22 protein-coding genes and 1 riboswitch are annotated in these 23,132 nt (G+C 69.7%); of the genes, 12 read left to right on the forward strand and 10 right to left on the reverse strand.

From position 1 onward, the window contains the following. Positions 1-29 precede the first annotated feature (29 nt). The 6 genes from VFJ21_01610 to VFJ21_01635 form a co-directional block, all read right to left on the reverse strand. Positions 30-635 (reverse strand): TrmH family RNA methyltransferase, encoded by a 606-nt coding sequence (locus VFJ21_01610; protein ID HET7405820.1) that lies wholly within the window; start codon positions 633-635, stop codon positions 30-32. A gap of 15 nt (positions 636-650) precedes the next feature. Beyond that, a complete protein-coding gene (locus VFJ21_01615) occupies positions 651-1,838 on the reverse strand; it encodes a hypothetical protein (GenBank protein HET7405821.1) in 1,188 nt (395 codons plus the stop codon). 118 nt (positions 1,839-1,956) lie between these two features. Continuing rightward, positions 1,957-3,123 (reverse strand): homoserine O-acetyltransferase, encoded by a 1,167-nt coding sequence (locus VFJ21_01620; protein HET7405822.1) that lies wholly within the window; start codon positions 3,121-3,123, stop codon positions 1,957-1,959. Between the two features lie 41 nt (positions 3,124-3,164). Beyond that, positions 3,165-4,463 (reverse strand): bifunctional o-acetylhomoserine/o-acetylserine sulfhydrylase, encoded by a 1,299-nt coding sequence (locus VFJ21_01625; GenBank protein ID HET7405823.1) that lies wholly within the window; start codon positions 4,461-4,463, stop codon positions 3,165-3,167. 69 nt (positions 4,464-4,532) lie between these two features. Continuing rightward, a riboswitch (SAM riboswitch) is annotated at positions 4,533-4,646 on the reverse strand. 87 nt (positions 4,647-4,733) lie between these two features. Further along, the gene (locus VFJ21_01630) at positions 4,734-5,546 is read right to left on the reverse strand and encodes an enoyl-CoA hydratase-related protein (protein ID HET7405824.1); all 813 of its coding nucleotides are present in this window, start codon (positions 5,544-5,546) and stop codon (positions 4,734-4,736) included. Positions 5,547-5,550: 4 nt separating this feature from the next. Beyond that, complete coding sequence (locus VFJ21_01635) at positions 5,551-6,279, reverse strand: hypothetical protein (protein ID HET7405825.1); 729 nt, start codon at positions 6,277-6,279, stop codon at positions 5,551-5,553. A 208-nt stretch (positions 6,280-6,487) separates the two neighbouring features. Between VFJ21_01635 and VFJ21_01640 the strand changes: the two genes are divergently transcribed. From VFJ21_01640 to VFJ21_01670, 7 genes are all read left to right on the forward strand, one after another. Beyond that, a complete protein-coding gene (locus tag VFJ21_01640; protein ID HET7405826.1) occupies positions 6,488-6,715 on the forward strand; it encodes a hypothetical protein in 228 nt (75 codons plus the stop codon). A 31-nt stretch (positions 6,716-6,746) separates the two neighbouring features. Continuing rightward, positions 6,747-7,730, forward strand: a complete 984-nt coding sequence (locus VFJ21_01645) for a YihY/virulence factor BrkB family protein (protein HET7405827.1) — start codon at positions 6,747-6,749, stop codon at positions 7,728-7,730. Between the two features lie 28 nt (positions 7,731-7,758). Next, positions 7,759-7,881 (forward strand): hypothetical protein, encoded by a 123-nt coding sequence (locus tag VFJ21_01650; protein HET7405828.1) that lies wholly within the window; start codon positions 7,759-7,761, stop codon positions 7,879-7,881. Between the two features lie 3 nt (positions 7,882-7,884). After that, a complete protein-coding gene (locus VFJ21_01655) occupies positions 7,885-8,907 on the forward strand; it encodes a TIGR03617 family F420-dependent LLM class oxidoreductase (protein ID HET7405829.1) in 1,023 nt (340 codons plus the stop codon). 9 nt (positions 8,908-8,916) lie between these two features. After that, the gene (locus tag VFJ21_01660; protein ID HET7405830.1) at positions 8,917-9,345 is read left to right on the forward strand and encodes a PaaI family thioesterase; all 429 of its coding nucleotides are present in this window, start codon (positions 8,917-8,919) and stop codon (positions 9,343-9,345) included. Positions 9,346-9,433: 88 nt separating this feature from the next. Continuing rightward, positions 9,434-10,009: a hypothetical protein gene (locus tag VFJ21_01665; GenBank protein HET7405831.1), complete on the forward strand. Its 576-nt coding sequence runs from the start codon at positions 9,434-9,436 to the stop codon at positions 10,007-10,009. Further along, positions 10,006-11,025 (forward strand): SCO family protein, encoded by a 1,020-nt coding sequence (locus VFJ21_01670; GenBank protein HET7405832.1) that lies wholly within the window; start codon positions 10,006-10,008, stop codon positions 11,023-11,025. Before VFJ21_01665 ends, VFJ21_01670 begins: the two co-directional genes overlap by 4 nt. A 48-nt stretch (positions 11,026-11,073) precedes the next feature. Here VFJ21_01670 and VFJ21_01675 read toward each other — a convergent pair whose 3' ends face one another. Beyond that, the gene (locus tag VFJ21_01675; GenBank protein HET7405833.1) at positions 11,074-12,198 is read right to left on the reverse strand and encodes a nitronate monooxygenase; all 1,125 of its coding nucleotides are present in this window, start codon (positions 12,196-12,198) and stop codon (positions 11,074-11,076) included. 184 nt (positions 12,199-12,382) lie between these two features. Here VFJ21_01675 and VFJ21_01680 point away from each other — a divergent pair, with 184 nt between their 5' ends. Beyond that, the gene (locus VFJ21_01680; GenBank protein ID HET7405834.1) at positions 12,383-13,225 is read left to right on the forward strand and encodes an SMP-30/gluconolactonase/LRE family protein; all 843 of its coding nucleotides are present in this window, start codon (positions 12,383-12,385) and stop codon (positions 13,223-13,225) included. Between the two features lie 46 nt (positions 13,226-13,271). Here the strand turns inward: VFJ21_01680 and VFJ21_01685 are convergent, their stop codons facing one another. Further along, positions 13,272-13,646, reverse strand: a complete 375-nt coding sequence (locus VFJ21_01685) for a limonene-1,2-epoxide hydrolase family protein (GenBank protein ID HET7405835.1) — start codon at positions 13,644-13,646, stop codon at positions 13,272-13,274. A 39-nt stretch (positions 13,647-13,685) separates the two neighbouring features. Further along, positions 13,686-14,609, reverse strand: coding sequence for a DUF3761 domain-containing protein (locus VFJ21_01690; GenBank protein ID HET7405836.1), 924 nt, complete (start codon positions 14,607-14,609; stop codon positions 13,686-13,688). 124 nt (positions 14,610-14,733) lie between these two features. Here VFJ21_01690 and VFJ21_01695 point away from each other — a divergent pair, with 124 nt between their 5' ends. Beyond that, complete coding sequence (locus tag VFJ21_01695; protein ID HET7405837.1) at positions 14,734-15,639, forward strand: alpha/beta hydrolase; 906 nt, start codon at positions 14,734-14,736, stop codon at positions 15,637-15,639. A 110-nt stretch (positions 15,640-15,749) separates the two neighbouring features. Here VFJ21_01695 and VFJ21_01700 read toward each other — a convergent pair whose 3' ends face one another. Next, positions 15,750-16,388, reverse strand: coding sequence for a TetR/AcrR family transcriptional regulator (locus tag VFJ21_01700; GenBank protein ID HET7405838.1), 639 nt, complete (start codon positions 16,386-16,388; stop codon positions 15,750-15,752). Between the two features lie 92 nt (positions 16,389-16,480). Between VFJ21_01700 and VFJ21_01705 the strand changes: the two genes are divergently transcribed. From VFJ21_01705 to VFJ21_01715, 3 genes are all read left to right on the forward strand, one after another. After that, positions 16,481-19,483 carry an MMPL family transporter gene (locus VFJ21_01705; protein ID HET7405839.1) on the forward strand — a complete coding sequence of 1,001 codons (3,003 nt, stop codon included), beginning with the start codon at positions 16,481-16,483 and terminating at the stop codon, positions 19,481-19,483. A gap of 538 nt (positions 19,484-20,021) precedes the next feature. Then, positions 20,022-20,270 (forward strand): hypothetical protein, encoded by a 249-nt coding sequence (locus VFJ21_01710; GenBank protein ID HET7405840.1) that lies wholly within the window; start codon positions 20,022-20,024, stop codon positions 20,268-20,270. A gap of 414 nt (positions 20,271-20,684) precedes the next feature. Then, on the forward strand, positions 20,685-21,629 hold the full coding sequence (locus VFJ21_01715; protein HET7405841.1) for a hypothetical protein: 945 nt from the start codon (positions 20,685-20,687) through the stop codon (positions 21,627-21,629). Positions 21,630-23,132 lie beyond the last annotated feature (1,503 nt).

Below are 23,132 nucleotides of genomic sequence, written 5' to 3' on the forward strand. Positions count from 1 at the left end.
GGCGCCGAAGGAATGACGCCGACTGACGATCAGGCGTGGCGGCGTACCCACTCGTACATCGCAATGCCCGACGCGACCCCCGCGTTGATGGACCTCGTCGACCCGTACTGCGGGATGTGCAGCACGACCTCGACCGCATCGCGGGCAGCAGATGACAAGCCCGGCCCCTCCTGACCGAACAGCAGGATGCACCGCCGCGGCACGTCGTACGCCGTCAGCGAGACCGACCCCGGCAAGTTGTCGACACCGAGGAGCGGCAGGTCACGCGCAGCCGCCCAGTCGGCCAGCGCGTCGATCGTCGCGTGGTGCAGCACGTGCTGGTAGCGATCGGTCACCATCGCGCCGCGGCGGTTCCAGCGTCTCCGTCCGACGACGTGCACGGCGTCGGCGAGGAACGCGTTGGCGTTGCGGACGACGGCACCGATGTTGAAGTCGTGCTGCCAGTTCTCGATCGCCACGTGGAACGGGTGCCGGTGCGCGTCCAGGTCGGCGACGATCGCCGCGTGCGACCAGTAGCGGTAGCGGTCGGCGACGTTGCGCGCGTCACCGGATTCCAGGAGCGCTGGGTCGAGCCGCGGATCGTCAGGCCAGGGCGGCGGATGCGGCCCGACTCCCACCGGCTCGTCGATCGTCACCCCATGAGGGTGCCGTCAGGCGACCGAGCCAGGTCCGTTGGGGTTGGACACCTTCTCCGCAGCCCGCACCGCGTCGGCGTCGTTCACGCCGCCGAGCGGGCCGTCGGGGATCGGCACCATCCAGACGTGCGTCATCGGCGGCGTCACCTGCGACGACAGGCCGCGCGGGCAACGTCCCTGCGCGTCCTGCAACGCCACGACGTCGACGCCTGACAGACAGAGGTTGGTGTGCACGTGCCACTGCACCAGGCAGCCACCGGTCGCCGGCGGTTGGTTCGCTCCCGGTCCCATCATGTACATGACCGCCACGAGCACGGCACCCTTGGGCGTGTTGGCATAGACGAGGCTGGCCGGTGCGTCGGGGGTCAGCGGGTCGCCGGTGCGCATGTTGGCGACGAAGTTGGCCAGCTTCATGTAGTGCACGACGGGCAGGCCGCTCGGCGTGATGGGCACGAAGCCGTCCGCCTTCGCGGTGGCGAGACTGGCGTACTTGCTGTCCGCCGCCACCGTCTGGTCTACCAACGTGCGGGCCTGCTCCTGCTGCTGCCGCGAGGGCACCTCCTGGCACATGGAGGTGACCATCTTCATGCCCTCGTCCATCTCCATCGAGATGGGCAGCCTGATGTCGCCGGCGGCCGAGGTCGTCGGCACTCGCAGGTGGAGCGTGGCCGAAGCCGTATCGGCGGCGCCCATGTCCATGCCGCCGTGGTGGGACTCCGAGGGGGCCAGGGCGAGCGCGGCGCTGGTGGAGGCCATGACCGCGAAGACCGCGAGCGTCGCGATCTGCACCCGCAGCACAGCGGCCAGCGGACGGCGCCACCGGAAGCGCAGCAGGCCCAACGCGCCGGCGGCACACAGCACCTCGAGGGCTGTGGTCAGGGTGTCGAGCCAGCCGACCGGTTCAGCGGTCGAGGCGTCGGGACCGACGGGGACGCCATGTGCCCGGCTGAGCACCCAGACGGCCACGATCCCCAGCTGCAGTACGACGCCGCCGGCAAGCACCCAGCGGCGCGGTTGCACGACCAGCGCGACCGCCCACGAGACCTGCAACCACGCGCAAACCAGGAAGAAGACGCCGAACAGCCAGTACTCGTGGAAGTGCTCACCGGTCACTGAGAAGTGAGCCGCCGCGGCGGCGACCGATGCCGCGGCCAGCACGACCCGCACGACCCAGCGCAGCGTCCCGCTGTCGGACTCGCCCATGCACACCTCCGATGCGCTGGACCCTAACCCCGGTCGCTCCCCCCTGACAGCCGCTGACCGTAATGCCGGGGACCCGACGATTTGATCGGTGTTACAGGGTTTTCGGGGCGGCCGGGGCTCACGCCGAGCGCTGCAGCCCCGAGCCGTTGGACGTCGGCAGGCCGGCCGCGGCCAGGGCCTCCTCGACCAGCTGCCCCACCGCCTCGAACTCGAGCAGGAACCCGTCGTGACCGTAGGGCGAGTGCACGACCTCGAGGCCCGGGCAGGTTGCGATCCCGGCGGCGATCTCCTGCTGCAGGTAGAGCGGGTAGAGCCGGTCGCTGTCGATGCCGGCGACGAACGTCGGCGCCTTGACCCGGGACAGCGCCGCCTCCACGCCGCCGCGGTCCCGACCGACGTCGTGGGAGTTCATCGCGTTGCTGAGCACGACGTAGGTGTTGGCGTCGAAGCGGCGCGCCAGCTTGTCGGCGTGATGATCGAGGTAGGACTCGACCGAGAACCGGCCGCCACCGAACGGATCCTCCTGCGCCTGCGGCACGCGACCGAACCGCTCGGCGAGCTCCGACTCCGAGCGGTAGGAGATGTGCGCGATCCGCCGGGCGATGCCGAGGCCGAGGTGCGGCCCCTCACCGGGTGGCGCGTCGTAGTAGTCGCCACCCCGGAAGCGCGGATCGGCCCGCACCGCCTGGATCTGGGCGGCGCAGAGCGCGATCTGCTCGGCCGTCGCGTAAGCCCCGCATGCGAGCACGACGGCCGACCGCAGCCGGTCGGGATAGGTGACGGCCCACTCGAGCGACCGCATGCCGCCCATCGAACCGCCCACGACCGTGGCCCAGCTGCCGACGCCGAGAGCGTCAGCGAGACCCGCCTCGACCGCGACCTGGTCTCGCACGGTGACGAAGGGGAAGCGACTCCCCCAGGGGCGGCCGTCCGGTGCCGGCGACGCCGGCCCCGTCGTGCCCTGGCAACCGCCGAGGACGTTCGGGGCCACGACCCACCACCGGTCGGTGTCGATGGCCTTGCCGGGACCGACGAGGCTGTCCCACCAGCCGGCGGTCGGGTGGCCGGGACCGGCCGGACCGGTCACGTGGCTGTCACCGGTCAGCGCGTGCGCCACGAGCACCGCGTTGGACCGGTCGGCGTTGGGCTCGCCCCAGGTCTCGTAGGCGACCCGGACCGACGGCAGCGTGCCGCCGGCCTCGAGCGTCACCGGTCCGGGCAGATCCACGAACTGCCGATGTCCGACCGGGTCCCCCTCCCGCCAGGCGGCGCTGGCGGGAGGCAGGCCCGGGTCGAAGCGACCGGTCGGGGTCGTCAAGGGCGGCGCTACGCGGACTTGGCGGCCCGGAAGCCGGCCTCGAGGTCGGCCTTGATGTCGTCGATGCCCTCGATGCCGACCGACAGCCGGACCAGGCCCGGCGTGACGCCGGTCGTCGCCTGCTCCTCCGCGGTCAGCTGCGAGTGCGTCGTGCTGGCCGGGTGGATGACGAGGCTGCGCACGTCGCCGATGTTGGCGACGTGGCTGTGCAGCTCGAGCGCGTCGACGAACCGGCGCCCGGCGTCCACCCCGCCCTTGATCTCGAACGACACGATCGAGCCCGGCCCCTTCGGCGCGTACTTCTGCGCGTTGGCGTACCACGGCGACGACGGCAGGCCCGCGTAGAAGACCTCGTCGACCTCGTCGCGGGTGGTCAGCCACTCGGCGACCGCCTTCGCATTGGACACGTGCCGCTCCATGCGCAACGACAGCGTCTCGAGGCCCTGCAGGAGCAGCCAGGCGTTGAACGGCGAGATCGCCGCGCCGAGGTCACGCAGCAGCTGCACCCGGGCCTTCGCGATGTAGGAGCCCTGGCCGAGCGCGTCCCAGTAGACGAGGCCGTGGTAGCTCTCGTCCGGCGTGTTGAAGCCGGGGAAGCGCTGCTTGTCCTTGCCGAAGTCGAACTTCCCGCCGTCGACCACGGCACCGCCGATGACCGTGCCGTGGCCGCTGATGAACTTCGTCGTCGAGTGGGTGACGATGTCGGCGCCGTGCTCGATCGGGCGGATGAGGTAGGGCGTCGCCACCGTGTTGTCGACGATGAGCGGTACGCCGGCCTCGTGGGCCACCCCGGCGACACCCTCGATGTCGAGGACGTCGATCTTCGGGTTGCCGATCGTCTCGGCAAAGAACGCCTTCGTGTTGGGCCGCACCGCAGACCGCCACGCGTCGAGGCTGTCCGGGTCCTCGACGAACGAGACCTCGACCCCGAGCTTCGGGAACGTGTAGTGGAACAGGTTGTAGGTGCCGCCGTAGAGGCTCGACGACGCCACGACGTGGTCACCGTTCTCGGCGACGTTGAGCAGCGCGGTCGTCGTCGCGGCCTGACCCGAGGCGACGAGCAGCGCGCCGACGCCACCCTCGAGGCTGGCGATGCGCTCCTCGGCCACCTGCTGGGTCGGGTTCATGATCCGCGTGTAGATGTTGCCGGGTTCGGCCAGCGAGAACAGGTCGGCAGCGTGCTGGGTGTCGCGGAAGCTGAAAGCGGTCGTCTGGTAGATGGGCACCGCGCGGGCGCCGGTCGTGGGATCGGGCACCGCTCCCACGTGGATCTGGCGGGTATCGAAACTCCACCCTGACTCGGACATCGTGCTCCTTGCGTCGTCGGTGCGGCCGGGCCGCACATCGGTCCAGTGCGGGCTGCCGCATCCGCGCGAGGCCCGCGCTTGCCGGTCGCACGTCACGACCGGCCCGGTCATCACCCGGGGCACCCCACCGCGGTGGAGGGTTGCCGGTCAGCGAGCCGGGGCTTGGCGCTGACGCTCATGACCTGCGGAGATCATACAAGGTCCGCGGGTCGCGGCGAAGCCCGTTGTCATGACCCCTGCCGGCCGCGGCCGAAGACTTTGCTTCGAGGCCTATCGGCCTCGAAACACGGGTTCCCGCTTCTCGACGAACGCCTTCGCGGCCTCCCGGTGGTCGTCGGTGAGCCCGGTGCGCAGGTGGTGCGCGGCCTCCATGTCGAGGCACTCACCGAGCTCGCCGTGGACCGCCCGTTCGAGGTTCTCCTTCATGTAGCGGTAGGCGACTCGCGGCCCGGCGGCCAGCCGCTTGGCCCGGCGCAGCACCTCTGCCTCGAAGCCGTCCGCGCCGAGCACGTCGTTGACGATGCCCAGCGCCCGGGCCTGCTCCGCGTCGATGCGCTCGGAGAAGTAGTAGAGCTCCTTGGCCTTGGCCGGTCCGACCAGCCTGGTCAGGAACCACGTGCCGCCGTAGTCGCCCGCGAACCCGACACGGGCGAACGCCGTGGTGAGGACCGCGCCGGGTACGGCGTACCGCAGGTCGCACGCGAGCGAGAGCGAGAGGCCGGCGCCGGCCGCCGCCCCGGGGATCGCCGCGATGGTCGGCTTGGGCATCTCCCACAGTCGGCCGCTGGTGGCCCGCTGGCTCAGCCGCTGCCGGTGCACGCGGACGTCGAAGGGCACACTGTCGCCGCCGCCCGAGGCCATGTTCTTCACGTCGCCGCCGGCGCAGAACGCGCCGCCGGCACCGGTCAGCACGACGCAGCCGACCTCGTCGTCGACCTCCGCCGCGGCGAGCACGCGACCCATCGCGTCGAGCATGTCGCCGGACAGAGCGTTGCGGCGCTCGGGCCGGTTCATCGTGAGCACGGCGACGCCGTCCTCCACGCGGGCCAGCAGATCCATGGTGCCGGTGTCGATCTCGCGCACGCCGCTACTCCTCTGCGCTCTGGATGTGGAACGTCACCCCGCCGATCTCGACCGACCGAGCGACCGCGCCCGGCCGGGTGACGGTGACCTCGCTGATCCCCTCGTCATCGGGGCTGCCGACGTGGATGAACCGCAGCAGCTGCCGGCCTCCGTCCAACGCGATCGCCGGGGTGTCGCCGCCGGTCACGGGCACGTCGAGCAGGTCGGCCCACAGCCGCGCGACGGTCGTCGGGTCCTGCGCGCGCACGACGATGCCGCGCAGGCCGCCCGACTGGTGCTCCGGCACGACCGCGGTCCAGGCCGGCCCGCCCCAGCGCCAGGACCCGGGTGGGTCGACCGCGTCGAGCGACACGATCGCGCCGGGCACGTCCTTCGGGTGCAGGTGCATGCTCGCGATGTCCGGCAGCGAGGTCTCCCAGACGACCCGCACGCCGAGCCCGTCGACCCGCCGTCGCGCCGCTCCGAGGTCGGGCACCTGGAAGATCGCCATGTAGCCGCTGTCGCCCCCGCGCTTGTCGAGGTAACGGCCCGCGGTGGTGCCGTCCTGCACCGGGGCGACCACCTCGAGGAACGTGTCGCCCACGGCGAACACGGAGTTCTCGAGCCCGAAGTGGCCGACGCCCGGATCGTGGAACGGCGCGCCGAAGTCGAGCTCGCGCTGCAGTGCGCCGGCGACCGGCGCGAGCTCGCGGGCCGCCAGCGCCACCTGCCGCAACCGGGTCGGGGTGCTCATGGCCTGCAACCTAGCGAGGTGCCGCCCCTCCCGCACCGGCGAACATGTCCCGCATTGCTGCACTTGCCACGGCAATGGGCGGTTGGACGGCCCAGCGAACAGGGACGATCATTGCGCCAACTGGGTGACTGACGCGGTCACCGACCCGGTTACCGTAATGACTTGTCAGAACACCTACCTAGTAGGACATGCGGTGAGGCATCCAGTTATGACGCGAATGCCCGACCGCTCGGTGTCGACCTACCCGAGCGTGGGGCCGAAGGCCGACACGCCCCGGGCGCCCGACGGCGGCGGTCCCGCGTTGCAGGCCCTGGGCGTGCTGTGCCATTCCTGCCACGGCGTGGTGCCGCTCCTGCTCTTCGCCAACTCCCCTTCGCGTCCGCGCCGGGCGCACTGCCCGCACTGCACGGCCCTGCAGGAGCTGTCCACCGAGTAGCACCGTGCGGTCTCGGGGGTAGGTCCTACCCATGAGCGTCGCGGAACGGGTCGACGGCTTCCAGCGCCGGCACCCGTGGGCGGGCTTCTCGCTTGCCGTCGTCTACAAGTTCTACGACGACCGCGGGCCGCACCTCGCCGCGATCATCACCTACTACGGCTTCGTGTCCCTGTTCCCGCTGCTGCTGCTGTTCGCCACCGTGCTCGGCTTCGTGCTGCAGGGCAACCCGAGCCTGCAGCACACGCTCGTGCACTCGGCGCTCTCCGACTTCCCGATCGTCGGACCCCAGATCGAGCACAACATCTCGGCCTACAAGGGCAGCGGTGCCGGGCTCGTCGTCGGCATCGTCGGCACGTTGTACGGCGGACTCGGCGTCACCCAGGCCGCGCAGGCCGTCTTCAACCGCATCTACGCCGTGCCGCGCAACAAGCAGCCCAACCCGTTCACCTCCCGGCTGCGCAGCCTGCTGCTGCTGGTACTGCTCGGCACCGGCGTGCTCGTCACCACCGGGCTGTCGGCGATGACGACCGACGCGCACGCCTTCGGTGGACAGCTGGGCTTCTGGGTGCGCATCGCCGCTCTGGTGTTCGCGTTCCTGGTCAACGTCGCGTTGTTCGTCGGCGCCTTCCAGGTCCTCACCGCCAAGACGCTGCAGACCAGGGAGGTCGCGCTCGGCGGGTTCGTCGCTGCGCTCGGCTGGCAGATCCTGCAGTCGGCGGGCACCTACTACCTGAGCCACAAGCTGCGGCACGCGAGCGAGGTCTACGGCGTGTTCGGGCTGGTGCTCGGCCTGATCGCATGGATCTACCTCGAGGCGATGGTCGTCGTCCTCTCCGCCGAGCTCAACGTCGTACTCCACGATCGGCTGTGGCCGCGATCGTTGCTGACACCGTTCACCGATGACGTCGAGCTGACGCGCGCCGACGTGTCCGTCTACACCTCCTACGCGCGCAGCGAGCGCTACAAGGGCTTCGAGAACGTCGACGTGACGTTCGACCCGCCGCCAACCGAATGAGTCGATCGGCGGTCGTTACGCTGCCGCCATGGTCAGTGCGGGGCTCGACCACGGCCCACGGTTCGTCGTCGTCGTCGGTGCCGGCATGGCCGGCGCCCTCGGCCCGATCAAGCCGCGGGTCGCGGCGACGAAGCGCACGAGCCCGGAGTAGCCGATGCAGGTCGACATGATGGTGACGGCGGGTCCGCTGCGCGACGTGCAGCGGCTCGCGGTCGACGCCTCCCGCGCCGGCTTCTCCGGCCTCGTGGTGACCGAGGCTGGACGTACGGCGTACCTGTCCTGCGCCGCAGCCGCGCTGGCCACCGACCTGCACCTGGCGACCGGCATCGCGGTCGCGTTCCCGCGCAGCCCGATGGTGACGGCGCAGGTCGCGTGGGAGCTCGCCCAGCTGACCGGCGGGCGCTTCCGGCTCGGGCTCGGCACCCAGGTGCGGGCGCACATCGAGCGGCGCTATGGCGCGGAGTTCGACCACCCGGGACCGCGGCTGAAGGAGTACGTCCAGGCGGTCCGGGCCTGCTTCCGCGGCTTCCGCGGCGACGCGCTCGCGCACCACGGCGAGTTCTACGACCTGTCGCTGTTGCCGGCGATGTGGTCGCCCGGGCCGATCGAGGTTGCCGACCCGCCGATCGACGTGGCGGCAGTCAACCCCTGGATGCTGGAGATGGCCGGGCAGGTCGCCGACGGCGTGCACGTGCACCCGCTCAACAACCCGACCTACCTGCGCGAGACGGTGCTGCCGCGGTTGGCCGCGGGCGCTTCACGGGCCGGCCGCGACCCGGCTGGGCTGCAGGTCATCGTGCCCGCGTTCACCGCCCTCGGCACGAGTGGTGACGAGCAGCAGCGATGGCGCGAGATGGCGCGGATGCAGGTCGCGTTCTATGGCTCGACGCCCAACTACGCAGGCCTGTTCGACCAGCTCGGCCACCCCGGCACGACCGACCGGATCCGCGAGCGGCAGAAGGCCGGCGACATCCCCGGCATGGCCGCGGTCATCCCCGACGAGCTGCTGCAGCACTTCGTGGTCGTCGGCGACGCGGCCGACGTGGCCGCGCAGCTGCGAGACCGTTACGACGGGGTCGCAACGCGGGTCGTCCTCTACTTCGCCGGGATGGCCTGGCAGCGCGACCCGGCGGCCCTGGAAGAGTTCGGCGCCGTCGCCCGCGCGTTGCGGGACTGAGGAGGCAGGGTGGCGCTCACGGAAGAGGAACAGCGGGCCCGGCGTCAGGCCGTCAGCCAGTACATGCCGAAGACACCGTTCCTCAAGGGACTCGGCGTCGTCTTCGACCACTACGAGCCCGACGACGTGGTGCTCCGGGTGCCATTCCGTGAGGACCTGACCAACGACGGCACCTATTACCACGGGGGCGTGGTGGCCTCCGCCCTGGACACCGCGGGCGCGGCCGCTGCCTGGTCCAACCACGACTTCGACAAGGGCATGCGCGCGGCGACGATCTCGATGAGCGTGCAGTACGTCGGCGCCTGCAAGAAGTCCGACCTGCTCTGCCACGCGCGCACGGTGCGCCGCGGCAAGGAGCTGACGTTCACGGAGATCACGGCCACCGACGCCGACGGCAACGTCGTCGCCCACGCGGTGCAGACCTACCGCATCGTCTGACCACCGGCCCCGGCCCGGAATCCGCGAGTTAGCGTGGGTTGCGGCGCCCCCCGCCGTCCCACGCCCACCCGTCGCCCGCGGAGTCTCCATGCGCAGCGTCCCCCTGGTCGCCGCGCTGTCGGCAGCCACGGTGCTGGCTGCCCCCGCGGCGGCATGGGCGCACGGCGGTGCCGGTGCGGCCTACGCAGGGGAGGCGGGCCACTACGAGGTCTACGCCTACGACGCAGTCGCCGCCGCCGCTCCGGGCCAGCTCGAGTACCGGCTGATCCTGCTCGACCACGCCAACGACGGCCCCGCCGACGGAGCGCGGGCGGTCGTGCGCGCCACGCTCGCCGGCGGCAGCCGTTCGGTCGGCCCGGTGACGGCGAGGTCGGTGGCCAACGTCTACTACTACGACCTGCCGGACCCGGGCAGCAGCACGTGGACCGTGCACCTGAGTCTCGACGGACCGCTGGGTCCGGCGACCACGACCTACCGGATGCACGGCCTGTCCGAGGGCGCGCCCGCGGCCAGCCCGACGCCGGCGGCCGACGCCACCCACACCCGCCGGGACAACACCGATGTCCTCGTCGGCATCGGCGTAGCGGCTGCGTTGGCCGCGGCGGCCGCGGGCGTGGTCGCCTACCGGCGGCGGCGTACGCCGGAGGACGGGCCGACACCGTGAGGCGGCTGCTCGGCGCCGTTCTGGCCGGCGTGCTGCTCGCCGCCGGCGCGCTGACCGCCTGCGGGACGACCGACAACACCGCGGCGGCCCGCCCGGCACCCGCGCCGACGTTCGCCGGGTTCCCGCTCGACGTCCCCGTCCCCCGGCCGCACGCGCAGCTGGTTGACGACAGCGGCAAGCCCTACGACCTGTGGGCCCGCACCCACGGCGAGGTGACGCTGCTGTACGTCGGCTACACCCACTGCCCGGACCTGTGCCCGCTGATCATGGCGACGGTGGCCCGCGCGCTCGACCGGCTGCCGGCGAGTGACCGCGACCGGATCGCGACGGTGTTCGTCACGGCCGACCCGGCCCGCGACACCCCGGCGCAGCTGCACGGCTGGCTCGCGCGGTTCAGCCCCGACATCCGCGGCCTGACCGGCACGCGGGCCGAGCTCACCCGCGTCTACACCGATCTCGGGATGCCGGCGCCGGTGCTCGAGCAGGCCGACAACCCCGACTCCATCGAGCACGCCGCCTCGCTCTACGTCTTCGGCCGCGACGACGTGGCGCGGCTGGCCTACGATGCGACCACGACCGTCGGCGGTCTCGCGGGCGACCTGCGCGAGGTCCTCGCCGGCGAGCGACCGCCGGCGACCGACGACAGCACCCTCGCGGCCACCGGAGGCACCGGCCGCCTGGGTCTGCTGCGGGTGGTCGGCGCGTTCCTCGACGTGGCCCCCGACGGCACCGCGCAGCTGACGATGACCGCCGGCTCCGACGGCGACACGGGCGACGCCCTCGAGCAGGTGAGTGGCCCCGACGGCGTGCGCGGGCAGCTGCGCTCCGGCGGGCGATCGGTCGACGCGGTGACGATCCCCGCGCTGGACAAGGGACCGATCACCCTGCACGGCCCGTCAGCGGTCGTCCTCGATCTTCCCGCTGCCGCGGCGCGGGAAAGCGCGGTCGACCTGCGGCTGACGTTCCGGCACGCAGGCAGCATGCTGATCCGGGTACCGATCCGGCCTACCGGCTGACCTCCGCGCCGGCCGGTAGCTCACCACCGGCGCTGCGGCGTTGGCCCGTCAGTCCTCGAGCAGGCCGCCGAGCCGCTCGATGGTGTCGACGAACTCCTCGACCATCTCCTGCACCACGCGCTTGGTGGGCTTGACCGTGTTCATGGAGCCCACGACCTGGCCCACGAAGTAGGTCACGAGCTGCTGGCCGCCGCTGCCCGCCTTGTCGGCGACCCGGTGGATGCGTCGCATCGCGTCGCTGACGAGCAGCGGCTGGATCGGCATCGGCAGGGTGCCCGGACCGTCCTCGCGTTCCCACTCGTCGGTCCAGGCGGTGCGCAACATGCGGGCGGGCTTACCGGTCAGGGAGCGCGACCGGACCGTGTCACCCGGGCCCGCGTGCAGGAACTTCTCCTTGACCGCCGGCGGAGTCTCCGCCTCCTCGGTGGTCAGCCAGACCGACCCGCACCACACGCCGTCGGCGCCGAGCGCCATACCGGCCGCGAGCTGGCGGCCACGCCCGATCCCGCCGGCGGCGAGCACCGGCGCGTCGACCGCGTCGACGATCTCGGGCACCAGCACCATCGTGGCGATCTCGCCGGTGTGCCCACCGGCCTCGGTGCCCTGGGCGACGATCAGGTCGGCACCCGCAGCCGCGTGCTTCTCCGCGTGGTGCACGTTGCCCGCGAGAGCTGCCACCGGGATACCGGCGCCGTGTGCACGCTCGATGAAGTGGGCCGGCGGCGGGCCGAGCGCCGACGCGACCAGCTTGGTCTCGTGGTCGAAGAGGACGTCCAGCAGCGGCGCCATGCTCTTCGGGTCGACGCGCATCGCGCCGACACCGCTCCAACCGGAGCCGTCTGGCGCGGGCGGTATGTCGTAGCGCTCGAGCAGGTCGTCGACGAACTTGCGGTGCTCCTCCGGCATGAGGTTCTGCAGCTGGGAGCGGTCGAGACCACCCTGCTCGGCGCCGGCGAACTTCTCCGGCACGAGCAGGTCGACGCCGTAGGGCTTGCCGTGGACCTCGTTCTCGATCCACTTCAGATCGATGTCGAGCTGCTCCGGGGTGTGCGCGACGGCACCGAGCACGCCCATGCCGCCGGCGTTGGTGACCGCCGCCACCACGTCGCGGCAGTGGCTGAAACCGAAGATCGGGACATCGATGCCGACGAGGTCGGTCGCACGCGTACGCATGAGCGCACGGTAGCGCTCGACGCGCCCGTCCGGGCAGCCCCGTCGGGCTGGCCTCGATCAGCCCGTGACGAAGGCGACCACTTCGTCCGAGGGACAGATCACGCCCCCGGTTGACGACCCCGTCGAACCGATCGCCGAGCGCCGCCCGTGCTGCCGGCGGCGTCGGCGTCCTAGGGTGCCTGGCATGCGCACCTTGATCGACGGCGGCACGTTCTTCGAAGGTCCACGCTGGCACGACGGACGCTGGTGGGTATCCGACTTCTTCCGCCACACCGTGTTGAGTTTCGACGCCGACGGCCGTGACGAACGTCAGGAGGCCTCCGTCCCCGGGCAGCCGTCCGGCCTCGGCTGGGCACCGGACGGTTCGTTGCTCGTGGTGTCGATGCTGGACCACCGGCTCCTGCGGCGTGCAGGCTCCGCCCTGCAGGAGGTCGCCGACCTGTCGGCGTACGCCGGAGGCCCCTGCAACGACATGGTGGTCGACGCATCGGGGCGGGCGTGGATAGGCAACTTCGGCTTCGACCTCTGGGGTGGCGGCGAGCCGTCCACGGCCTCGTTGTTGCGGGTCGACCCGGACGGCACGGCGGCGATCGCGGCCACCGACCTCGCGTTTCCGAACGGCAGCGTCGTCACCCCGGACGGGTGCACGCTGATCGTCGGGGAAACCGGTGGTGCCCGCTACAGCGCATTCAGCATCCAGCCGGACGGGTCGCTCACCGATCGCCGCACGTGGGCGGAGCTGCCCGGTGTCGCGCCCGACGGCTGTGCCCTGGACGCGGAAGGCCGCATCTGGTCGGCAGACGCCTACGGCGGCCGGTGCGTGCTGGTGCAGGAAGGGGGCCGGATCCTCAAGGAGGTGCGCGCACCCGAGGGGCTCAACGTCTTCGCCTGCATGCTGGGCGGACCGGACGGCACCACGCTGCTGATGTGCTGCGCGCCGGACTCCGACGCGAAGAAGCGAGCCTCCACGCGGGAGGCGCTGCTCGTGGCGACAGAGGTCGCGGTCGGACGCGCGGGGCTCCCCTAGACGACGCGCAGTGCGGTCTTCGGACGGTCCGTCAGGGTGCTGACAGTCAGCTCGGGTTCATGAACTGCTGCAGGTCGAAGTAGTCGCGCCAAGCCTTGATCTTGCCGTCCTGGATCTCGAACACACCCGCGACGGGCAGCGTCACCTGCTTCCCGCCGAACGTCATCTTGTCGGTCCGCTCGGTGAAGACGACGTCACCCGCCGAGGCGAGGTGGTGCGTGACGAACTCGATCTCGGGCGAGCCGGGGACGTAGGTCTCCAGCGTCGCCCTGATCGCGTCCTTGCCCTGCGCCGGCGCCAGCGGGATGTTGTGGTAGACGGCGTCGTCGGCGAAATAGCCGAGAAGCTCGTCGACGTCGCGACGCGAGAACGCCGTGCAGAACTCGCGAACCAGTTCCTCGTTAGCTGCATTCGTCTGCATGCGGCGGATCCTAAGCGCAACCCCTCGCCACCACGAATGTCACGACGGTGGCGGACGGATCCACCGAGCGACGCCACCGTGGTGGGAACACGTGCCCGATCGGTGCTGCGAGTAGGAGTAGGTCCCGTCGACACACTGCGCCGTGGCGCCTGAGGGATCAGATGATGCGGTCTCGCCGGGTGCCGGCGTGGCCGACTTCGTCGTCGTCGGCGTCCCTCCGCCGTCGCTGCCGTAAGCGCCGTCCCACTCGGTCGGGGAACCCTCGCCGCCGTAGCGCTGATACGCGTCCCACCAGTTGGTCGCAATCGCCTGCTGCGCAGCGGCGAGCGTCAGCGAGCCCGAGCACACAAGGTCGTGCAGCTTGTTCTCGATCCGGTCCTTCACCCGGGCGCCGTCGGTCGCGTCGTACGGCTCCGGCCACAGGTTGTGCGGATCCGCCGGCGCGCCCCCGAGCTCGAGCGAAATGAGGTGATCTTCTTCGTAGTCGCTCGTCGACGTGTCGCCCCGGAAGGCGTAACCGGACGCGAGCTGCTGCTCCTTCAGCTTCGTCGTGTAGCTCGACGAGGGCCGGATGGTCGAGGTGAAGCCGGTACGGCAGATCGTGGCGTGAATGTTCGCCTGTGTGACCTGCGGGTTGGCGGCCCCGGGCGTCCAGGCACGGTCCGGAAGCACTACAGCGCCGCCGTCGAGCAGCACGTCGCCCCGGGCGGCCGCAGGCGGAGCCGGACTCGTCGGCTCGGATGACGGCGCGTCGGTGGCGCCGGCGGAGGGCGAGGCAGGCGCGGCCGATTCCGTCGGCTGGGCCGCCAGGCCGGCCGGCGTCGGCCCGGGCGAGTGGGCAGCCATCTGCTGCAAGCCGCCGCCGGAGGGCGCGCAGCCGGCTGCCGCCGCAGACATCACCACGGTGACCAGCAGGGCGCCGGCAGACCGGACCAGGCGCCCGCGCTCTCTCAGAAATGTCATGGCACGACGAGTTCAGCAGCGTGCCGGCCGCCGCGGGCCGTATCCGCCGCAGATCAGCCGTTCGTGCGATGGGCGAGGTGGACCGCCGGACGATGCCCCTGCGACGCTGGGAGAAGATGGCGCGGTGCAGGAGGCTACGACGCAACCGCCGACGTGGTTCACCAGTGCGCTGGCCACCCGCCCGCGTGACGGCTTCGTGGAGGTCGAAGGCGCCCGCATCCACCACCTGTCCTGGGGTGACCGCTCCGCGCCCGGGCTGTTGCTGGTCCACGGGGGCGCCGCGCACGCCTACTGGTGGAGCTTCCTGGCGCCACAGCTCACGCACGACTACCACGTCGCGGCGGTCGACCTCAGCGGCCACGGTGACAGCGGGCACCGCGCCGACTACGGGATGGAGACGTGGGCCGAGGAGGTCATGGCAGTCGCAGACGATCTCGGCATGACGCGACCGATCGTCATCGGGCACAGCATGGGCGGCTTCGTCTCGATCGTCGCCGCGGCGCTGTACGGCGAGCGGCTGGCCGGCACGATCGTCGTCGACTCGCCCGTGCGCCGGGCCGATCCGGAGACCGACGAGGGCCAGCGCGGTCGAGCGTTCCGCAACCCCAAGGTCTACCCGTCACTCGACGAAGCGGTCCGCCACTTCCACTTGATCCCGCCGCAGCCGTGCAGCAACGACTACATCGTCGAGCACGTCGCGCGGCACTCGCTCAAGCAGACGGCCGACGGCTGGTCGTGGAAGTTCGATCCGGGGGTCTTCGGTCAACGCTCGTCGCAACGCGGCACCCACGACTACCTCGCGCAGATCCGCGGGCGCATCGCCGTCCTGCACGGTCAATACAGCGCGATCGTCACCGAAGACGTCATCGACTACATGAACGAGCTGCTCGGGCGGACCGCGCCGTTCGTCGAGATCCCGCAGGCTCACCACCACCTGCTGCTCGACCAGCCGCTCGCCTTCATCGCGGCGATCCGGGCGCTGCTGGCCGACTGGACCCACTCGGTGCCGCGCGCCCGGCCCGTCGGCTGAGCCTCGGGCAGGATGGACCCACAGTCGCTGGGACCACCGCCGGCTCAATCCATCGCGGCGTGGACAAGGCGCACCTCGATGTGCAGTTCACCGCCGACCCTCGGAACGTGTTATGCGCCCGTCTTGGTGCGCCGGGTCGTGGGCCGGCCGCGGTGCGACCGGCCGCGTTCGGTGGCACGCAGGCCGGTGATGAGGACGTCCAGCGTCGCGGCTGCGACGGCGTTGGGATCGGCCTGGTCGCGTTCGAGCAGGTGCTGCAGCGCGTTGAGCGTGACGGCGCCGAAGACGGCCGAGGAGGCTGCCGCGGGATCGTCGAGGTGGCGCAGTGAGCCGTCGGCTTCACCTTCGCGGAGCAGATGCTCGACGGGGACGTGGAAGGCGCCGCGGATGGCGACGACGATGCCGGGAAGGCGGCCGGCACGTCCGAGCTCGCCGATGAGCGCGCGGAAGACGGCTGGGTGGTCGAACATCACGCTGAACTGCGCCTCGACCACGGCGGCCAGCCGGTCTCGGGCCGTGCCGACGCCGGCGGCGGCAACTGCGACCCGCCCCTCCATGAGGCTGAGCATCTCGGCGAGGAGGAAGGCGAGGATCTCCTCCTTGCCGGTGAAGTAGTAGTACAGCGTCGCTTTCGGTACGCCGGTCGCCGCGGCGATGTCGTCGATCTTCGTCTGGTCGAGGCCGTTGTCCGCGATGGGCTCGGCCGCGGCGTAGATCTGGCTGACGAGCGCAGCGGGCAGACGGCGCATCGAACCTCCGCGGCGGGACCTGGCTAGCGCAGACGACTTTACCGCAGTTAGTTTGTACCGAGAGTCCAAACTTGTAGATGGTCGTGATGCGCATGCTGAAAGCGACAACCGGGCGACGGCCGCACAACGACGTGTTCGGGGTGGTCACGGCCGCTGCGGTGCGGCGCCGGCGGCTGACCGCCGGTTTCTGGCTGGTGGCGGTAGTCGTGCTGCTGGTGGGCGTGCCGTCGCTCGAGCAGGTGGTGTCACGGTCCAGCGCGCCGTTCCTGCCGGCCTCGTCGCCGACGCTGCACGGGCTAAGAGTCATGGACGACGCCTTCGGCTCTGGAGATGCGCAGTCGTTCGCGTTCGTGGTTCTGGTCGACCGCGACGGCCTCGGCCCGCCGGATGACCACGCGTACGCCGATGTAGTGGCCCGGCTGCGCGGCGACCGGCGCGTGTCGGAGGTGCAGGACTACCTCTCGCAGCCAGCGTTGCGACAGGCGTTGACCAGCCGCGACGGACAGGCCACCTACATCCCGGTCGGCCTGCGGCATCCGGTCGGCACGCCGAAGGCGAACGACGACGTGACCTGGCTGCGCCGGGTCGTTCACGCGACGCCGCTGCGATCTGGCGCCTCCTGGTACGTCACCGGAGACCCGGCGATGGCCGCGGACCTGAACCAGGCGGTGAACGACAACGCCCGGCGGATCACCCTCATCACGCTCGGCCTGCTCGCCGTCATCCTGCTGGCGATCTACCGTCGGCCGCTCACGCCGCTGATCCCGCTCGCGACCATCGGCGTCGCGCTGGTCTGCGCCCGTGGGGTGGTCGGGCTGCTCGGCATGCACGGGATGACGCTGTCGACGTTCACCGAGGCGTTCGTCACCGCGATCGTGCTCGGCGCCGGCACCGACTACAGCGTGTTCCTGATCAGCCGGTTCCAGGAGCAGCTTCGTGCTGGCGACGACCCGGCGGACGCGGTGCGGGTCGCCGGCGCTCGGGTCGGCAAGGTACTGGCGGCGTCAGCCGCCACGGTCGTGCTCGGCAGTATCTGCATGGCCTTCGCCCGGCTGTCGCTGTTCAACACCACCGGCCCGGCGATCGCCGTCTCCCTCGTGGTCACCGCACTGGTCAGCCTCACCCTTACCCCGGTGCTGCTGTCGTGGGCGGGCCGACGGGTGGCCGGCCGGCCTACCGGCGCACGCAGATGGGCCCGCGCCGGCGCGCTCGTCGCCCGCCGGCCGGCAGCGGTCCTGGCCATCGGGATCATGCTGCTTGCCGCGCTGGCGGCCTGGCTGCCGACCCTGCGCCTGTCCTTCGACGAACGCGCCCTGCAACCGGCCGGCACAGCAAGCAACCTCGGCCTGCAGGCACTCGCCGCGCACTTCCCACCGAACGAGGTCCTCCCCGACTACCTGCTCATCAGCTCCCAGCACGACATGCGCAACCCTCACGACCTCGCCACGCTGGAGCAGCTCACCCGCACTATCAGCAAGGTCCGGGGTGTCACCGCAGTACGCAGCGTCACCGAACCCAACGGAAAGCCGATACCGCAAGCCAGCCTGGCGCACCAGGTCGGCGCCATCGCCGACCAGCTCGCCACCGCCCAGCAGCGCCTGTCGCAGGGAACCGGCGGCATCAGCCGGCTCTCGAGCGGCGCCGGGCAGCTCTCAGCCGGCGCCGGACAGCTGTCCAACGGCGCCGACCGCGCAGCCGGCGCGGTCGACCTGTTCATCACCGGCCTGTCCGCCGAGACCAGTGGGCTCACCCAAGCGGCGGACGGCACCGACAAGGCGCACTCCGGCGCAACCCAGCTCGCCCAGGGCGCAGCCCAGCTCGCCGCCGGCCTGCAAGCCGCCCATGACCAGACCGCCGAAGCGGTCACCGGGCTGCACCTCATCCTGATCAAGCTCACGGCCGACCCGCTGTGCACGGCCGACCCGATCTGCCACGGCGCCCGACAAGGCCTGACCACCATCTACCAGGGCGAGCACGCCCAGCTCCTCCCCGGCCTGCAACGCGCGGCCGACGCCGCCCGCCAGATCGCCGGCGGCAACGCCCAGCTCGCCGACGGCCTGCGCCGGCTGTACACCGGCCTCGTGCAGGCCCGCGACGGCGCGAAGCGCCTCACCGACGGCCAACGCGCCTTCCGGGACCGACTCGGCCAACTCGCCGACGGAGCCGGCGTGCTCGCCAACGGCGCCGCACAGCTACCCGCTGGGCTGGACCGCCTCATCACCGTCACCGGACAGCTCGGCCGTGGTCTCGGCACGGCCGCCAGCTATCTGCACAACGTCAACCGGCACGCCGACACCCCGGACGCCGGCGGCTTCTACCTACCGGCCCGTGCCTTCCACGACCCACGGTTCGCCCTTGCCCGGCAGCTGTTCATCAGCCCCGACGGGCGCACCACCCGGCTACAGATCCTCACCGCTGCCGACCCCCTCAGCGACGCTGGGATGCACCAGTTCGCCGCGGTCGGCGACACCGCACGCACCGCTTTGCGCCACACCCCGCTTGCTGACGCCACCATCATGTCCACCGGCGCTGCCGGGCTCGGCACCGACCTGCGCGGCTACCTGGCCTCCGACGCACCGCTCGTCATGGCCGCCGTACTCCTGGCGGTCTTCCTCGTCCTCGCGCTCACGCTCCGGGCACTCGTCGCACCGCTGTACCTGCTCGCCTCGGTGGTGCTGTCCTACGCCGCAGCGATGGGCCTGACCACTCTCGTCTTCCAGCACGGGCTCGGCCGCGGGATCGACTTCACCGTCCCCGTGATCGACTTCGTCATCCTCGTCGCCGTCGGCGCCGACTACAACATCTTCCTGATGAGCCGACTCCGCGAAAATGCCAGCAGCATCACCCCTGCCGGCGTGGCCCAGGCCGTCACCGCTACCGGCGCAGTCATCACCGCCGCAGGCCTCATCTTCGCGACCAGCTTCCTGGCACTCATCGGGTCACCCGTCATCGGCCTCGCCGAGAACGGTTTCACCATCGCCGCCGGGCTTCTCCTCGACACCTTCATCGTCCGCACCCTGCTCGTGCCATCCACTGCCGTCCTCGTCGGGGACCGCAACTGGTGGCCCGCCAGACGGCAACATCCGACTGCGTGATCTCCGCCATCTGTTTGCGGCCGGCCGCGCGTCGTGTGAGGGTCTTCCGGGCGGCGGACGAGTCGGCCTGTAAGCCGGGGTCGCCGACCCCTGACGCTCTGACCTGCTATTTCGTCGCCGCCATGCCGCTGACCTGCACAAACACGGACTCCACCGAGATCCGCCGGTGTCCCCGAATGACCGCGTTGTCGCGGACTGACCACGGACTGCGGCAATTTTCACGGACCCCGAGCGGACCGAAATGCTGGCGGTGGTCACCATCAAGAGTGGCCAGGCGCTTGGATGCGGTTTCTGTGCAGGAGCTTTGCCACGACCGAAGATCACGGTGGACGTTGCCGATCAGCTAACCGTAAACCGTGGGAGCGTCGAGAAGGATCATGGTGGCTCCCTATGTCACAGTGTGCTCGATCTCGACCTTGCTGTCGAAGTCGCTTGCGCCGGACCACTGGAGATCGCCCCTCCGTGCCGAACCTCCTTGGGTAACGTCGCGGCCTGGTTACGACCTGCTCCGCCTCGATGCGACACCGACGCTGATGGGGTGTTTCGCGACGTGGTGATGGCACGAACCGTCAGAACGACCGACAATCTGGATTCCCCTGCGGTGCTGGAGGAAGTCGAGATCCAACTCAGTCGTATCGAGATCCTGACCCCTCAGCTGACGGTCTCCGCTGACCTGCCCTGCGGATCTGTTGCCGTCTGCCCGCGGGCAGCATGCGGCGCTGAACCGGCGGCGCGGCTGCTCAAGGACCGTAAACTGCGCGATCGAGCAGACACGGCACATCGCTAGCAGCTGAATGTCGCTGACTTCACGTCCACGACGACGCAGAGGTGCGGGCCGGGCTGCAGGATGATCCACAGCCGCCACTCGGGGTCGCGTCTCTCAGCGCAGGACTGCATGTAACGGTTTGGTCACGATGTCCGGATCTGTGAAAGATGACCTTGGGACAGTCAGAGTCTGCGACAAAGCCGGCCCCGACGCGCCGGTGGCCAGCCGCTGATTTAGCGGGGGCCGGGAATACACGGGGAGGACTCCTTGCGGTTGTCATCAGGATCCCGTCGCGGCATCACGACAGCAGCGGGCACGCTGCTCCTGAGCGGCTGTCTAGGGCTGGTCTCGGCCGGTGCCGGCGCGGAAGCGTCCAGCGACTCTGGACAGGCGCCATCATGTGTTGCCACCGCCGGCGTAAGTCACACGGAGCGGGTGGGCCCAAATGACCCAGAGGGCCGTCCGGACGGTGCGACGATTCAGTACTACGACATACAGGGATCGGAAGGTGAGAGCCACGTTCCGCCGGCGGGCTGGAAGCCCGCCAACGCAACCAACGAGGAACTGGAATTTTATGGAATTCCAGCGCGCCCGACTGATCCGGCGACATTACAGGTCTGGAACAACGAGTGGGTGAACCACTATACAGCGGTCGAGGCTCCGTCTTCCCTCTGTGCTACGGAAGTAAGACATGACACAGAAGCAGTCCAGAACAACTCCACAAGCACCAACTGGGGAGGCTTAGTTGGACATGCCGGAAACTATGCCTACGTTTACGGACAGCTAAACGGAACACACGGGTACAGCACCTGCACTCCGAATGACTACCACTCAGCGTGGGTGGGACTCGGTGGCGCCAACACAAAGAGCCTGGTCCAGAATGGAATGGGCTCGGACGGAGTACCGAACCAAGACTATATTTGGTACGAACTTCTCGACGCCGCCCACCCCAATGCCGAGGTACAGGTAACATTTACTATCTCGGGCGGCGATACTCTCGGAGTCTCGACGACTTACGCGACTGACTCACTCGGGCCGTACGTGCGTTTCGGGTGGCACGATTTTACGAATGGTAATGCGACCAACTACACCGTCCGCAATTCTTATGCGGGCGACCCGATACAGAACTACATCGACGAGACAACTGCTGAAGCGATCGACGAACGACCCACGGTGAATGGCAGCTTGCCGAAGCTACGCGACTATGGAACCGACAACTGGCAGTACGTGTCCGGTTACAGCTATGGCAATTACCTGACGGGCTCGTCCCACCTTCCGCAATATATCAATATGGTGAACAGCGGCGGAACACAGCTGGAGCACGCTGCGTATGTATCTCCGGGCGCCTTCAACGACGTGCACGACGCCTGCGGTCCGTAGCCGGTAACGAAGGGACGCAGCAGACGTACATGGCACCTCTCGCCCGCGAATTGGAGACCTACAATGGCGCCTACCGCCAGCGGTTCACCGTGGTTAGGCATCAAAAGAATAGCTACGGTATTTAGGGCGCTGCCGTTGTTGCTCCGATTCCTTGCGGCCACAGCGGCGGCTGGCTTCCTGCTGATGGGTATCGCAGCCGACCCAGCCTCGGCAACGACACCCTCGCCCAGTCCGACGATCGTGCACTGTGCACCCGGCGGATCGAGCTGCGAAGGCCACAGCTCCCCGGCCCCCTCGCCCAGTCCGACGATCGTGCACTGTGCACCTGGCGGATCGAGCTGCGAAGGCCACAGCTCGCCCGCACGCTCCGGTTCCCACGCTGCATTCGTACCCCGCACTGTAAACGCAGGCGGTGGGGGCGCAGCCGGGAGATTGGTGCCAGCATCCGGGCCTCCGGCCCTTTGGATTGGTGGCGTGAGCCTCTTTGCAATCTCAACCGGCTTACTGGTATGGGCGCATCGCCAACGCTAGGGCGGCGCCTCGCCAATTCCGTAGGAATTGCGGGCCTCCTAGTGAGTGTCACGCTTATCATTTGTGCGTGGCGCGTATGCCAGAAGCCACGGCTAAGCAGCGGTGATCTTCCGTCTAGTGGCGCAAGTGACGCCGTAGCAACCCGAACGAGAGTTCCCGAGGCTGGGGGGGTACCGCTACGTCTCCAGATACCTTCGCTGAGCATAGACGCTCCAATTATTGCTGTGACGTCGGAAGCAAGTGGAGCCCTTGCCGTGCCCGACGACGTGCGTCTTGTGGGATGGTGGTCCGGCGGCGCCACCCCCGGTGCGAATGAGGGTACGGTCGTACTAGACGGTCACGTCGACTCGCGAACGCGCGGCACGGGTGCCCTGTTTCCCTTGCGCCACATTCGGATCGGCGCGTCGCTAGATCTCGTGGAATCGCACATGAAAGTTCGCTATCGAGTTGTGGCTCTTCGCGAATATGCGAAAGATCAGTTGCCCTCGGAACTCTTCCGTGTAGATGGCCCACCACATCTCAGTATCATCACGTGTGGGGGCGCGTTCAACTATAAAACTCGCCACTACGAGGACAACGTCGTTGCATACGCCGTCGCTGCGCCGAACTCGCTGCGCTCATGACGCCGTCCGAGCGCTACCCCCGACGGGTGCTTGTGGTGGGAAGTGCTTCGACTGGCAGGGTGGTGCGCGCCGCCCAGGATCATCGGGTGCGAGCACTAGATGATGTGATCTTCACGGTCATAACAGATGGTCACCGGCGAGCGGCGACGTGACCCGCCGCCGGGCGACCTAGGACCTGCATAGTCGCCGAGGGCGCAAGACCGACCCGGCGTGGGCCGCGCAGCCGGCGGCTGTTGCCCGGCTGGGAATACAGGAGCGGCAACCAGTTTGTCGGGATGGAAATCACATGTTCGCCGAACAAAGCCAGTTACGCACACGAAGTGCCAACAACAGGATCGGGCGTGGCGCT

The sequence above is a fragment of the Mycobacteriales bacterium genome, assembly GCA_035690485.1.
GTDB lineage: Bacteria > Actinomycetota > Actinomycetes > JAFAQI01 > DASSKL01 > DASSKL01.

Coding starts and splice junctions, on each gene's coding strand:
- VFJ21_01615 (HET7405821.1), bottom strand. CDS start 1,838: ATGGGCGAGTCCGACAGCGGGACGCTGCGCTGGGTCGTGCGGGTCGTG.
- VFJ21_01625 (HET7405823.1), bottom strand. CDS start 4,463: ATGTCCGAGTCAGGGTGGAGTTTCGATACCCGCCAGATCCACGTGGGA.
- VFJ21_01635 (HET7405825.1), bottom strand. CDS start 6,279: ATGAGCACCCCGACCCGGTTGCGGCAGGTGGCGCTGGCGGCCCGCGAG.
- VFJ21_01640 (HET7405826.1), top strand. CDS start 6,488: ATGACGCGAATGCCCGACCGCTCGGTGTCGACCTACCCGAGCGTGGGG.
- VFJ21_01645 (HET7405827.1), top strand. CDS start 6,747: ATGAGCGTCGCGGAACGGGTCGACGGCTTCCAGCGCCGGCACCCGTGG.
- VFJ21_01650 (HET7405828.1), top strand. CDS start 7,759: ATGGTCAGTGCGGGGCTCGACCACGGCCCACGGTTCGTCGTCGTCGTC.
- VFJ21_01655 (HET7405829.1), top strand. CDS start 7,885: ATGCAGGTCGACATGATGGTGACGGCGGGTCCGCTGCGCGACGTGCAG.
- VFJ21_01665 (HET7405831.1), top strand. CDS start 9,434: ATGCGCAGCGTCCCCCTGGTCGCCGCGCTGTCGGCAGCCACGGTGCTG.
- VFJ21_01675 (HET7405833.1), bottom strand. CDS start 12,198: ATGCGTACGCGTGCGACCGACCTCGTCGGCATCGATGTCCCGATCTTC.
- VFJ21_01680 (HET7405834.1), top strand. CDS start 12,383: ATGCGCACCTTGATCGACGGCGGCACGTTCTTCGAAGGTCCACGCTGG.
- VFJ21_01685 (HET7405835.1), bottom strand. CDS start 13,646: ATGCAGACGAATGCAGCTAACGAGGAACTGGTTCGCGAGTTCTGCACG.
- VFJ21_01690 (HET7405836.1), bottom strand. CDS start 14,609: ATGACATTTCTGAGAGAGCGCGGGCGCCTGGTCCGGTCTGCCGGCGCC.
- VFJ21_01700 (HET7405838.1), bottom strand. CDS start 16,388: ATGCGCCGTCTGCCCGCTGCGCTCGTCAGCCAGATCTACGCCGCGGCC.
- VFJ21_01705 (HET7405839.1), top strand. CDS start 16,481: ATGCTGAAAGCGACAACCGGGCGACGGCCGCACAACGACGTGTTCGGG.